Source organism: Bradyrhizobium yuanmingense (genome assembly GCF_029167105.1).
GTDB classification, from domain to species: domain Bacteria; phylum Pseudomonadota; class Alphaproteobacteria; order Rhizobiales; family Xanthobacteraceae; genus Bradyrhizobium; species Bradyrhizobium yuanmingense_A.
The window spans coordinates 203,511-217,327 of record NZ_JARFML010000003.1; the positions used below are offsets into that span (position 1 = coordinate 203,511).

Annotated in this window: 9 protein-coding genes; all 9 read right to left on the minus strand. The window is 57.8% G+C overall.

Annotated features, from left to right (window positions below; genetic code table 11):
• Nucleotides 1–161 precede the first annotated feature (161 nt).
• Complete coding sequence (gene hisC / locus P0R31_RS05735; protein WP_275513197.1) at nucleotides 162–1,262, minus strand: histidinol-phosphate transaminase; 1,101 nt, start codon at nucleotides 1,260–1,262, stop codon at nucleotides 162–164.
• A 1,468-nt stretch (nucleotides 1,263–2,730) separates the two neighbouring features.
• Complete coding sequence (locus P0R31_RS05740; protein ID WP_275513340.1) at nucleotides 2,731–4,266, minus strand: class I adenylate-forming enzyme family protein; 1,536 nt, start codon at nucleotides 4,264–4,266, stop codon at nucleotides 2,731–2,733.
• Nucleotides 4,267–4,558: 292 nt separating this feature from the next.
• On the minus strand, nucleotides 4,559–4,858 hold the full coding sequence (locus tag P0R31_RS05745) for a hypothetical protein (protein ID WP_157285440.1): 300 nt from the start codon (nucleotides 4,856–4,858) through the stop codon (nucleotides 4,559–4,561).
• 69 nt (nucleotides 4,859–4,927) lie between these two features.
• Entirely contained in the window at nucleotides 4,928–5,452 is a 525-nt protein-coding gene (locus tag P0R31_RS05750; RefSeq protein ID WP_157285441.1) for a flavin reductase, read from the minus strand.
• A gap of 420 nt (nucleotides 5,453–5,872) precedes the next feature.
• Nucleotides 5,873–6,691, minus strand: a complete 819-nt coding sequence (gene trpC, locus P0R31_RS05755; RefSeq protein ID WP_275513198.1) for an indole-3-glycerol phosphate synthase TrpC — start codon at nucleotides 6,689–6,691, stop codon at nucleotides 5,873–5,875.
• A 14-nt stretch (nucleotides 6,692–6,705) separates the two neighbouring features.
• Nucleotides 6,706–7,719, minus strand: coding sequence for an anthranilate phosphoribosyltransferase (trpD, locus tag P0R31_RS05760; protein WP_275513199.1), 1,014 nt, complete (start codon nucleotides 7,717–7,719; stop codon nucleotides 6,706–6,708).
• Nucleotides 7,720–9,601: 1,882 nt separating this feature from the next.
• Nucleotides 9,602–11,209, minus strand: coding sequence for an acyl-CoA carboxylase subunit beta (locus P0R31_RS05765; protein ID WP_275513200.1), 1,608 nt, complete (start codon nucleotides 11,207–11,209; stop codon nucleotides 9,602–9,604).
• Between the two features lies 1 nt (nucleotide 11,210).
• On the minus strand, nucleotides 11,211–11,714 hold the full coding sequence (locus P0R31_RS05770) for a biotin/lipoyl-containing protein (protein WP_275513201.1): 504 nt from the start codon (nucleotides 11,712–11,714) through the stop codon (nucleotides 11,211–11,213).
• Between the two features lies 1 nt (nucleotide 11,715).
• Nucleotides 11,716–13,191 (minus strand): acetyl-CoA carboxylase biotin carboxylase subunit, encoded by a 1,476-nt coding sequence (locus tag P0R31_RS05775; RefSeq protein WP_275513202.1) that lies wholly within the window; start codon nucleotides 13,189–13,191, stop codon nucleotides 11,716–11,718.
• Nucleotides 13,192–13,817: the final 626 nt, after the last annotated feature.

Sequence of the window (13,817 nt, forward strand, 5' to 3'; positions counted from 1 at the left end):
TCCGCTGACTGTCAAACGCCGTAGCGGCCCTAAACGGAATGCGTTGCTTATGATGCAGGCCGGTATTCATCGCCTGCGGCGATAACTCTATGGATCCAGAGCGAAGGACGCCCCAAAATCGTCCGTCGCACGTGCCAGACGCTCGGATGAGTGGTCTGTCATCAAGAAGAGCGGTCTGCTCCCCGACGAACCGTGCCGACGGCTGTAAGAAATGCGTCCATCTGCTCCCTCGTGCCGATGCTAACGCGAATGCAATCTTCCAGGCCGTCATCCGGAAAGCAGGCGACAAGGACTTTCTGACTTTCCAAAGCGCTCTGCCACCATCTGCCGTCCTGACCCGCAGGCACACGGGCGAGCAGAAAATTCGTGTGCGAGGGCATTACAGAGAACCCGAAGTCGGAGAGCGCGCCCGAAACTCGCTGCCGTTCATGCTTGATGTGGCTATGGTTCTCGTCATAAGCGCGACGATGCTGAAGGATGCTCATGCCGACGGCATGACCAACCACATTCATGTTGAACACATTCTGGATGTTCCGAAGCCTCCCGATCAGCTCGGGATGACCGAACGCGAAGCCAACGCGAATGCCCGCAGCTGCGTAGCTCTTGGAGAACGTACGCAACACCAGAACATTCGAGTAACTATTCACCAGATGCAGTGCGTTCTCAGGTGCGAAATCGATATAGGCCTCGTCCAGCACGATTAATCGGTTACATTGCGCTAGGAGGCGCTCGATCTCAGCGACCGGCACGAAGGCGCCCGTTGGATTATTCGGATTAGCTAACAGAATGAACTTGGCATGTTTAGCAGGGCCGAACAGCAAGTCATCGATCGGCAGGAAGCCAAGTTCGTTGCAGCGGACTTCAAGAAACTGTGCCCCTTGTAACGTGGCAAGCTTGCGGTTGAACGAAAACCCTGGCGAGATCATTGCGATGCTGTCACCCGGAGCAAGAAAAGCTCTATAAATTAGGCTAAGAAGTTCAGATGATCCATTACCAGCCATGACGCGATCTGCGGACATGCCATAGGCAGCGGCCGCTGCTTCCCTCAGGCTGACATTGTCATTCTCAGGATACAGGTAGTGCCGCTCTAGGGCTGCAATTGCACTCCGCATCACGATGCTTGGCAACGGAAATGGATTCTCATTCGTATTTAGCTTCACGTAACTATCATCCGGGGCTGGCCGGCCAGCCGGGAGAGCGTCCAATTCGCGAGCCATCGGAGTAAGCGACGACAACAGATCTCGTAATTTTGCGTCTGTCATGATTGTTTCCCGTTTCCATCGGTAGAGGTGTTTGCGCGAGAGGCGCCGCAAGCGCGGCTAGCTGGGGGCTGGAGTGTTTGAACTAAGCAGCCTCAGTTGGGGCCGCGCATCGGGTCAGGGCCGGCAAAGGTCGGCTGAATTCACCTGGGCGGGCGAGTTATCTTCAATGTTGTAAGCAGAGGCGACACTCTCAATTGATCTGGACTATCGAGACACGTTCGCTGTCCGTCGTCTTGAGCTCTGCAAGGATTGAGCGTACCGATGTGTCCCCGCATCAGACAGGTTCCTGAAAGGATCCTGAGGTCGAGTTCTTCAACGAGTGACGCGCTCTTCAGTTGACTAGCTGGAAGCAATGCTGATTCTCGTCGGCTGTCTACGATGACCATGCGTTGCTCTGAACAGGGCAGTCAGCTGAATGGGTACTTGCGAAAAGCTGACATTTGTTGCTCCAGATGTCGCGCCGACCTCGCAGTCAACCTTCTCGTTCCTGCCGCGGTACCAGCAGTCCGGCACAATGATGCTTGACTAAGGCAGCTTGTTACGAGCAGGCGGAGCCTGTTACTGGCAGAATCAATGAGTATCAGCCGCGGACGAGCGGATCCGCATGGCTTGTCTGGCGAGGTCTCTCGTCCAGAGACTGGAGCCATATCGATCATCGTCTCGCTGTCCAGTACATTCCTCGATCCTTTGCGCCCGAGCAGTTTGTGGCCGATTATCCTGGTGGGCGACGACTCATCCGCTCCCCCGACACCTCTTGTCGAGAAGTGCCGAAGTGGCGCCTCTGCGACCCAAGCCGCGGCTTAGCCGGAGTTCGTCCGGTCTTGCGCCACCGCCTCGTTGTCTTAGACCGTACAATGTGACGCCACGTGCGATTCAAGCCCCTAGCGCTGATTTACTAGCCTCCACAGGGTCGAAAGCGTTCGAGCGAGGCTGCCGCGAGCGCGAAGCGTTCTTGAGCAGAACCCCACTAGACCAAAGGTCTACTCGTTGCACGAGCCGGAGGTGGGCTGCGTCAGAAGGAGCAGAGCACAGCGATTGTACGAGTCCGGCGTCAAGTTCTGGGCCGCCATCGGCGCACGTCAGGAGGGGCAGTTCGTAGCCAATGTGAAAGCGAAGCCGTGCAATAGCTTTGACGGCGACACCACTTGCAACCGTCATCCTCCAGATGGAGGTGATGATCAAATACCATCGAGCGCGCGGTCCGCGACAAAGGCCATCGCGGCTACGTCCCGCCTGATTAAAAGCTCAGGGTGTTGATCTCAGGACAGAAACGGCGGGTGGCGACCACAGATCAAAGGCGAGCTTCCAGGGCGTTCCACTGTCGAGCCGGTCATCGGCCAAATCAGATCCGAACCGAATATCGCGATCTTGTGTCCCGCTACGCCAGACGCGGGGTCATAACGGTTTGAGTCGCGGCCGATCGGGCCGGCCAGGTAGATACTGACCGGTGGCGCCCAATCCTTGACAATCAATTTGCCTCGGTGTGATTGCCCGAGCGGGCATCGAGGTCCTTCAACTTGAAATGCTGGATTTTGCCCAACTCCGTTCGGGGCAACTCGTCAGTAAAGATGATCTCGCGTGGCGCCTTGAAGCGTGCGAGCTGCGTTCTCACATATTCGATCAGCACGTCCGCCTCAATCCGAGCTCCAGGCTGCTTGACCACGTAGGCGACCGGCACTTCGTCCCAACGAGGATCGGGCCGGCCGACAACGGCGCATTCCGCGACATCCGGATGCTCCGTAAGCACACGCTCCACCTCCGCCGGGTAAATGTTTTCTCCGCCGGAAATGATCATATTCTTCTTGCGATCGAGCACCCAAAAATATCCATCCGCGTCGCTTCGTCCGATGTCGCCAGTATAATACCAGCCGTTCCGCAAAACCTCGCGGGTTGCGTGTTGGTTGTTCCAATATTCGCAGAAGAGATTGGGCCCGCGTACAGCAATCTCGCCCGCAGTGCCGGGCGGTAGCTTATCGCCGGCATCATTCGTGATTGCCGCTTCGCAGCATAGGCCCGCTCGTCCGGTCGAGCCATCGCGCGTGAGATCGCCGCGTAACCTTGTATAGAGAGCAATAGGACTGGTTTCCGTGGAGCCATAAACCTGCAGCACGGTTATCCCGCGTTCGGCCAATTGTCCGATAACGTGTCGCGGCACCATGGTTGAACCCGTGGAGATGGCCTTCAGGGAGCATACGTCGACCCTCGGCCATCGGGGATGATCGGCCAGAGCTTGGATCGTAGCTGGCACCAGTACGGTTAACGTGGGCCGATCGCGCTCAAACGCTGCAAGGGTTGCTTCTGGCGTAAACCGGCTGTGGAGCGTAACTGTCGCGCCGTAATGCAAGGCGGGCGTGGTCAGAATGTTGAGGCCGCCGACGTGAAACAATGGCAACACGGATAGGATATGGTCGGTCGGGCTGAGCTCATGCATGTGCCGACTCATGACGCCATTCCAAAACAACGCTTCCTGGCGCAGCACAGCGCCCTTGGGTCGTCCTGTGGTCCCCGACGTATAGACGATCAGGAGTGGACAGGACAGATCGACATACGCGTTGGAATCATCACCGCGCGCTTCCTCGAGCAGCTCACACCACTTGCTTCCGCCGACGGGATCAAAGTCGAGTCCGATAATGGCCGCAAAGGGCAACTGCTCCGCCACCGGCGGCAGAATTCCCTGGAAGGCCTGTTCTAGCACGAGGACTTTGATACCAGCATCGGACAGGATGAAGAGCTGCTCCGCGATCGCAAGTCGCCAGTTCAATGGCACGAGAATTGCGCCGAGTCGCGCGCAAGCATACAGCAGAACCAGATAATCGGGCCGGTTCAAGCTGAGGATCGCAATGCGGTCCCCTCTCTCGACGCCGAGCCGGGTTTTCAAAGCGCGCGCGGCCTGTTCGATACGACGGAGGAAAGCGACATAGCTCAAAGTCGTCCCCTCGAAATGGATTGCCGCTTTGTCGCCTTCAAACGCCGCGTTGCGCTCGATCAGTGTGCTAAGATTAATCATCAGTCGCTCGCTCTTTTTGGCGTTGACATCGTCTTCGTTCCGACGCGCTCAGAATGTGAGATTCCGATCGTGCTTCGAGGGACTCGATTGCGCTCTCATTGCTCGATTGACGAGCGGCTTCCGGGCGATCGCCAGGCCCGTGCGGCGAGCCCATCCAAGATCCCGTTTGTACCGCCACTAGGCCGCTCTCGTTGCTCCCCAATGACCGCTCGCGACAGAATGCCTCCGGCAACCGGAGGGACGACGTCTACCGGATAGGCTGCCTCGCTACGGAAATTGTTGTCCATGATCAGAATGTCCTCTCGATGTGCACGCGAATTGCGTTTGCGTCGGCATCGATCCAGTTTAGCGCTGCGGCCGATGCGATCATCTTTCGGTAGGCCGTTTCCCAGGATTTGTCGTCCGGCCGGCCCGGCAAAACAGGAATCAGATCAATAGGCACCAGTGCATTATCCCGGTCCACGATCACAATCCCTCTTAAGGAAGGCGATCCAACAGTGGCTTCGGCCTTGAACACGAGCTTAAGCTTATCGAGATCGAAGGCATCTCGCAGGTGTAGGCCACGTTCAGGTAAGTATTCGATGATCATTGCGATGTGTGTGGGAAGATCGGCCGAGCCGTCATTGATGGGAGTGGTTCTGTGCGGCCGAAGTAGTACTCAGCCCTCGGTCAACGTTCGGAGCGCGCCCCTGAAGTTTACCAGCGGCTGGCCCTGTCTCGTTCGCGCCGCGACGATGCGCCCAACAAAGATTCCGTGCGTGCCAACCATTTGATGGTGATGCAAAACGCATTCGAGCACGCAGATTGCGCTTGACAGGACCGGTATGCCCAACAGGCCTTCATCCCAAGGGGCTTCCTCAAAACGATGAACGCCTTTGGCACCGACTCGGCCGGCGAAACGCAGTGCAAGGTCTTGCTGATCACTGGCAAGAAGGCTGACGCCAAAGCCGCCGTTGGCGAGTATGGCAGTGTAAGTCTCGGAAGTCGTACCAATACAGACCAGTAAACAGGGAGGCTCCAGACAGAGCGAGGTGATAGAACTGACCGTTAGCCCTCGTCGGTCGGGCCCTGTACCCGAAGCCACAATGGCTACACCGCTCGCTAGATTCCGCATGGCTTGGCGAAATTCGTTCGCGTCGACCGACTGAATATCGCCCAGAGGCGAAGGCAAGTGCCAAGTCATGGCGCGCCTATGAAGTCATTCTTCATTCTCTTCAGCTGCGCTGCGGGAGACTGCATCGGCGCGCTAGGGGTCTCAAACCCAGCCCGGTTCTCCCTCGACAGCCGCGCGCCAGCTGCTATCGGTACGGCGAGTCTACGACCGTAACTCGGCTCCAAAGAACCCGCTATTGGCGCAGGCACCACCGTTGCTAGCCGAGGTTGCCGGTTAATGGTGTGAACCATGCAATCAGTGTGATTCATCATTGGGTGACCTGTGACGAGGTGGGTTGGACGATGCATATCGGCCAGGGCGCGTCGCGACAGCCGGCAGCTCATGGAGTCCCGGGTCGAGCAGATTGCCACCAAAAGGCATAGGCCGATGACGGTCTTGCCGAACGGAAGCCGGAGATGATGAAGCCGGAGCGAAACAGTCTGTGCTCCATCAATACGTTCCGGGGTTAACGGCAGGCTGGCGTGATAGCAGCGCAAGGGTTGCTGCCGTGACATCGGACTGCCGCATCAGACTCTCGCCGACGAGAAAGGTTGAGACGCCAGCCCGTGAGAGCCTGTGTAGATCAGCATTCGCAAAGATGCCGCTTTCGGAGACAGTTAGACGGTCTCCAGGAACCAGCGGCGCCAGCCTTTCGGTGGTCGCTAGCGTCGTAACGAAAGTACGCAAGTTCCGATTGTTGATGCCAATCAGTGGCGAACGAAGTGTTAGCGCGCGGTCTAGCTCCTCTCGACCATGGACCTCAATCAGGACGTCCATACCATATGTGTGTGCGGCGGCTTCGATCTCGCGGGCAGCGCCGTCGTCGAGAGCCGCCATGATGATCAGGATGCAATCAGATCCATAGGCGCGCGCCTCGACGACCTGATAGGTATCGAAAATGAAGTCCTTGCGCAGTATCGGCAGACTTGTTGCAGCTCGCGCTGCCGTCATGAAATCGAGATGTCCCTGAAAGGACTTCCCATCCGTCAGGACTGAGAGGCAGGCCGCTCCACCGGCCTCAAAGGCCGTCGCCAGCAAGGACGGGTCGAAGTCGGAGCGAATGAGGCCTCTGGAGGGGGAAGCCCTCTTTATCTCGGCGATAAGTGCGTACTCGCCCGCAATATGCTTGCCGCGAACCGCGCTGACAAATCCGCGTGGCGCCGGAGCACGCCGTGCGAGCGCCTCGATCTCCGATAGCGGCACCGCTCGCTTGGCGTAGACAATCTCTTCGCGCTTATAGGTCTCGATCCTGCGTAGAAAGTCAGACATTGGCTATCCCGCTGTCATGCGTTTGACACTTCAATCAGACGTTTCAGTCGTGCCGCTGCAGCGCCCGTATCGATCGATTGCTGTCCAATGGCGACGCCCTCCTTTAGAGTCTTGGCGTGGCCGGCGATGACCAGCGCCGCGGCCGCGTTGAAAGTCGCGATGTCGCGATACGGACTCAGTTTGCCGTCCAGCACGCCTTGTAGCGCGACTGCACTGGCCTCAGCATCGCCGCCCCTTAGATCTTCTTCGCTACAGCGGGTGAGGCCTGCTTCCTCCGGCGTCACTTGGAATGTGCGGATACAGCCCTCGTCAAGTGCGGCGACAAAAGTCGAGCCGGTAAGAGTGATCTCGTCGAGCCCGTCCGAACCATGCACCACCCACGCCGACTCAGCGCCAAGAGCCTTCAGCACTTGCGCGAAAGGCTGCACCCAGCGGCGCGAAAAAACTCCAACCAGCTGCCGCGTGATCCCTGCCGGATTGGCCAGCGGGCCCACCATATTGAAGATGGTGCGGGTCGCAAGCTCCACCCGTGTCGAGCGGACGTGCTTCATCACGGGATGATGGACGGGCGCATACATAAATCCAATACCAGCTTCGCGCACACAGCGACCAACCTGGTCATGATCGAGATCGAGCTTTACGCCGAGCGATGCGAGGACATCGGCAGCGCCTGAGCGCGAGGAGGCTGCTCCATTGCAATGTTTTGCAACCGGTATGCCGGCGCCTGCGACAATGAAAGCGGCACAGGTCGACACGTTCACCGAACCGGAACCATCTCCTCCCGTCCCGACAATGTCGATCGCCTGAGCGGGCGCGCTCACCCGCAGCATTTTGCTGCGCATGGCCGAAACCGCTCCGGTGATCTCCTCTACGGTTTCGCCCCGCACCCGGAGCGCCATCAGCAGACCGCCGATTTGTGAAGGCGTGGCCTCGCCGGACATGATTATCTCGAACGCTGACGCTGCTTCTTCGCGGGTCAGGCCTGCGCCGGAGGCGACTTTCCCAATGATAGACTTGAGTGAATCCATGGTGATTGCGAGCCGTACCTTGGTTGCTGCTGGTCGCGAAAGTTGATGGGTGATCTGGGCAGTCGGGTGCACGCAGAGAGTTGTCAGCTCTTGATCTCATCGGCTAAAGCCGAACATGCGCTCGGAAAGTCACGCTGCGATATCTGTTCGCGGCGTTTCTTTGCGTTCTTGCTGCAGCTCGTCGAACCCGCAGGCAAGGTGACGCTTTCGGCTGCGTCCGTTCCGGTGTGTTGCGCGGCGTACCGCCCGGTGCCTGGCTCATGAGAGTGCGCCGGTGCTCGCGGTCTGTCGGTGTCAAGGCTATTAGTTCGATGCCCAACGGTTCTTCCTCTATGCGGATCTTATGCGCGCAAATGCGCTGGCACTGTCGGCGCTCTGGTTTGAGGTTAGCGTCACGATCACCCTCAGGCTACGACCTGACGCAACGTACGGTTCAAGTCCTGCGATGCCGTTCAGCGGTCTATTCTGCCGGAGGATCGTTCACATTCGCAAACCAACAATGCAGCTGCCGACGCCAACCACGGGCAAGTAGAAGAATTATGCGTCGCGGACGAAGCGGCTATCGGCTGTACCGGAATATCGTCGTACGATGGCGATCTTTCCGAGAATAGCGCCAGAGCGCACAAAGGTTGGGCTTTGCGTCAGGGTGAGAACGAGAAGCGCTAGGTCGTCTTGCGGAGGTGAACCCTGGTTTCAACTTGGAGTGCCGGTGCAATCGTTTGGTTCGCCAAACCAGGCTAGCAAATTCGACGGTGTCGGCATTGGCGCTGCCTTTGAGATGACGCGAGTTAGCCGTGCCGAGCCGCGACATCCCGCCATCGCGTCATTTTCACTCGTACCGCAGCGCGGCGCGCCTAATGACGATCCTGGTCTGGACATGGCAAGAGCCACCATGCGCGACGGCTGCAGGCCAGCGTCCATCGGGGCAGCACGCTGCCTGATGGGGCAGGGGACCTAACTGCGCCAAAGACGTGTCAAGATTGTCTCCGTGCGAGCGATTGTCAGGCCGGCCTTCTCGAGAGCATCCAAGATCTTGCCTGCAACCACTCGTGGGCTGCCCTGGTGCTCTTCACTCAGGTCAACCGATAGCACGCCGGCGATGAGCGCAAGCGCTTTGTTGCGCGACGCGCAGTCGTAATCGGCATACTCGCCACAAGCACTACAGGCGATCACCGGCCGGCCAGTCCAGGGATCGTGCAAGGCGCTCTGGCACCATTTATCTGCGTGGCATTTCGGGCACAGCATAGTTCGATTCCATGACGGCTGAACTTCGCAAGATATGGCAGTCAGCTGGACGACTGCTTAGCTGCTCTACGTCCGCGAAAGCGCAGAGATTGCACAACCCACCTTGCAGCTCCAGGAATGAACAACACGATCGAGACGAGCGCGGTAGGAATCCAACGGACGGAGAAAGCCGTGTCTCCCAATTTGATGCGTGAGTAACCAGCGCGATCAAGGCAAGTAGGAGGGAGTCCCCAAGGAGGACCGGCTCTAAGAAACGTCGATCGACGTTCGGTTGAATTATTGTCATCAAACGGATCTGCTATCCTCCCGTAGGCTCCGCTCGATGTCAAAGTGGGCCGCGCAAAGCCGGCTCAGGCCGCGGTTCGTCACTGAGAAATTCAAGGGAGTGTTCGCTCCTGTCTGAGCCGAGCGCAAGGCGATGCTTGGCTCCGTAACGGTGCCTCGCGATCCAAGTGTTGCGGATTATACCCGACGGTGTTTCGAACTTTCCACGATGCGAGGTCCTCATTCGGGAGTGCCGATAAGCGCGGTGCTTTCGATGAGCGCGTTTAGGAACGGGAATGGCACGCCGGCTCTGATGTAACGGAGGAACACCGTGGCTTTTCCTTCATCTGATCTTGATCTCTGGTACCCACCGCTACATTCTGAAGACGCCGTAATGGGGTGGTTCGATCGGCGCATTCAGTGAGGCGCTCAGAACGATAGCAAGAGCTGTCCTGGTGTCTACCGGATCAAGAATTCCGTCGTCCCATATCTCGGAGGTCGCATAGTAGGCGTTCGAGCGCTCTCGATACTCTTCCACAATGGGCTGGCGAATGGCGGCCAGCTCCTCGTCCGAAAGGCGTCTACCATGGCGCGCCAATTGTTTTGCCTTGACATGTGTGAGCACGCCCACCGCTTGTTCGGCGCCCATTGCTGAGATCTGAGACTGCGGCCATGAAAACAAAAAGCGTGGATCGAAAGCCCGTCCTGCCATAGCGTAGGTACCGGCTCCGTGGGAGCTGTTACAAACGAGCGTGAATTTGGGCACAGAGGCTCCAGCGACGGCCATTATCAACTTAGCGCCATCCTTGGTTATGCCGCGCCTTTCGTAATCTCGGCCAACCATGAAGCCGGTGATATTCTGCAGGAAGACAAGGGGTGTTCGGTTCTTGTCGCACAGCTGAATGAAATGTGCACCTTTCAGTGCGCTTTCGCTCAGGAGCACACCATTGTTGGCCAGGACACCGATTTGATAGCCATGGAGCTGTGCAAAGCCACACACCAGAGTGTCGCCATAGCACCCCTGGTACTCATGGAATCGACTGCCGTCGACCAGACGAGCGATGACCTCTCGCATGTCTAGTTGCACGCGTGGATCCCTTGGAAGGATGCCGTAAAGTTCTGATGCGTCGTAGGCGGGAGGCTCCGGAGCGGTTCGATTGATAAGGGTCTTCGCGGGCTGATCGAAACGAGCGACGATTTCCCGAGCGATCGCAATCGCATGTGCCTCGGACGTTGCGAGATAGTCGCACGTCCCCGACACGCTGGTGTGCACGCGACCGCCGCCAAGCTCTTCGGCGGAAACCACCGCGCCAGTGGCAGCCTTGACGACCGGAGGGCCGCCGAGAAAAATCGCTCCCGTGCCCTCGACGATAATGTTGTAGTCACTGAGTGCCGGAACGTAGGCGCCTCCTGCGGTGCAATGACCCATTGCGATCGCGACCTGCGGCACTCCCATCTTCGAGAGTATGGACTGGTTCCGAAAGATTCGTCCGGCATGATACTTGTCTGCAAAGAATTCCGCTTGCATCGGTAGGAAGCCGCCGGCGCAGTCACACAAATGAACCACGGGCAGCCGATTCTCGATCGCAATGTCCAAAGCTCGCACGATCTTCTTGACCGAATGCGGATACCAAGCCCCGCCTTTCACACTGGGATCATCCGCGTGAACGATGATCTCGCGACCGGCAACGATTCCTAGACCGACGACTTGGGCCGCACCCGGCACCTCACCGTCGTACGCCCTGTTGCCAGCTAATGTCGAAAGCTCCAGGAACGGCGTATCAGGATCGAGCAAGGCCTCGATCCGATCACGAACAAACATCTTGTTCTGCTGCTGCAGCCGCTCGATTTCTCGCGCCGGCCGGTCGAAGCGGATGGCATGCTGGAGTGCCTTCAATTCGGTTGCAAGCCGCTTATTGTGAAGTTCGTTGAGCCGAAACCCTTCCGATCTTGGGTCTACCAGAGAGGCAATCCGCTGCATTCTAGATTCCTTCCTCTAAAAGGCTAACCAGCAAAGCGTCACGCTCGAAGCTTTCACCTTCCTTGAAGTGAATGCGGCTGACAACGCCATCCCTTGGAGCGCGTATAGTGGTTTCCAACTTCATGCTCTCGATGGTCATCAAGGGCGTGCCGGCGGACACGGATTGCTCAGGCGAAATGGTGATCGAAACCACGATCCCTGGAATTGGCGCGCGAGCCATCAGATGATTGGCTTCTCGGCTTGCCGAAGCGAGAGCTCGCATCGGATCACGATAGCGCAAACTGCGCGTCAGTCCGCGCATATGCAAATGGATTGTCTCACCATCGATGACGAACCTGACTGGCTCGCGTTCGCCCGCGATGGTGAGAGTACCGCGACCCTCCCCTTGGTGGGAGAAACTCAGTAAGGCAATCACCCCATTATCCAATCGAAGGCGATATCCATCCTTGCAGCGTACCAGCCATAACGGATAATCGATGCCATCGATCTCAAAGCAGTGTTTCACCTCAATTTCTCCAGCTGCCTAGCGCTGCGTGAAGCTCGGGCACGGCATCTGCCGAGTCACGGACCGGTCTTGTCAGCAGAGCGGCTGCCGCCAAGAAAGCTGGGAGTGCGGATCCGGAGTCGCCCTCGGCAAGCGAAGGGTTTTCGTCCAGGTATCCCGTATGAACTTGCCCGCGCAAAAATCCGTCGTCCGCTAGCATACGCGCCAGGAAGCTCGCGTTTGTTTCACAGCCAAGAAGTACCAGTTCCCGTATGGCGCGACACGCCTTCTGCGCAGTTTCGATGCGGGTGGGCGAATGTACGATAATCTTCGCAAGCAATGGATCGAACGCTGTCGTAACTCGCTGACCTTCCAAGATGCCACTGTCGATCCGCACGCCATCGCCTTCGGGATAATCGAGCATAAGTATCCTGCCGGTTGTGGGGGCGTACCCGCGTTCCGGCGCTTCTGCACACAGCCGGACTTCGATCGCATGCCCTTTTTGCACGATGTCGGATTGCGCAAATCCGAGGCGGAAACCAGCGGCGGCATAGATCTGTTCGGCAACAAGATCGATGCCGGTGATCATTTCGGTCACTGCATGCTCGACCTGTAAGCGCGTGTTCATCTCGAGAAAATAGAAGTCTACTCCGTCGAAAATGAATTCGACAGTGCCAGCATTACGATAATCGGCGGCACGCGCGATTCCGACCGCAGCGTTGCACAGCCGTTGTCGCATCTCGGAGGACAGCGACGGCGACGGCGTCTCCTCGATAATCTTTTGGAATCGTCGCTGGACTGAGCACTCGCGCTCGAAAAGATGCACCACGTGTCCAAACGTATCGCCGAGCACCTGAACTTCAAGATGCCGGGGGCGTTCGACGTATCGTTCGACGTAGAGCCGACCGTCTCCGAAGTACCGTTGAGCCTCACTGCGAGCTTGTGCAATCGCGTCCTCCAGCGAATCGAGATCGCGTACAATCCGCATGCCCTTGCCACCACCCCCCGCCGAAGGTTTGACGAGCAAAGGCGCGCCAACTGCTCGAGCTCGGCTTAAGAATGTTCCCGGATCGTCCTCTTCAACTGCGCTAGGTACGACCGGAAATCCGTTCCGCTGGACGAAGTTGCGAGCCCGAATCTTATCGCCCATCAGTGCTATGCTTTCGGGAGCTGGACCCACGAACGTGATGCCGGCCTTCATCACCTCGCGGGCGAACTCTACATTCTCCGATAAAAAGCCGTAACCAGGATGAAGAGCGCCGGCACGCGCTTTGTGGGTAGCAGCGATGATCTGGGCGATATCGAGATAAGCCGCAATGGGCGTACGCCCGCTAATGGCGATAGCGATGTCGGCCATGGAGACGGCGAGAGTGCCCGCATCGACCTCGTGGTATACGATAGCAGAGCGAAGGCCGAGCTTGCGTAAGGTCTTGATGATACGTACAGCAATCTCGCCCCTATTGGCGATCAAAACTGTATCAAAGGGCAATTGCTTCATTTTCCAGATCGTTCGTCAAAAACCAAGCCCACGATTAGCTCGCAAGCCCTTGGGGGGCTATCGCAGCGACGGAGGTCAGCCTGGGGAGCACTCACTTGGGAGTGTTGAACTTCTTCGGAGCTGACGGGGCCGAGAGACTCGGAGGTCTCCGGCTGATCGACTTCGAGCCGCTCTATCTGCAAGACGTCGTGTTGCGCAGCTCACTCCAACCACTGGTGGCCATCGATGACAGGCCGCTACGTCTGACCACCTGATGAAAGACTGAGACCAAGTACGCGCGCTCCTGTTCTGTGTCTTGTTCGCTTGGTGATGGGCGTCCTCGGCAGGCAGCACGATGATTGCTGAAAGATGTCTCTTCTCGCCATTGCTGATGCGCTACATGCGCAAGCTCCTGGTCGTTAAAGTGAGAAATCTGATAGGCGCGCCGAGAAGTACCTCGGCGATTGCTACTGGCGAAGTCCACTAGCTGAGGCATTTGACGAGACTCGCCAGCCGCCGAGGCATGAAACGAGAAGGGTGCACCGGGGCGCAATGGGAGCGCAAGATTGTGAGACATACCAATTCTCTTAGCCGGAAGCGGTTGAATGGCCAGACACGGCCGTCACCTGGTTAGAACCTTACAATCT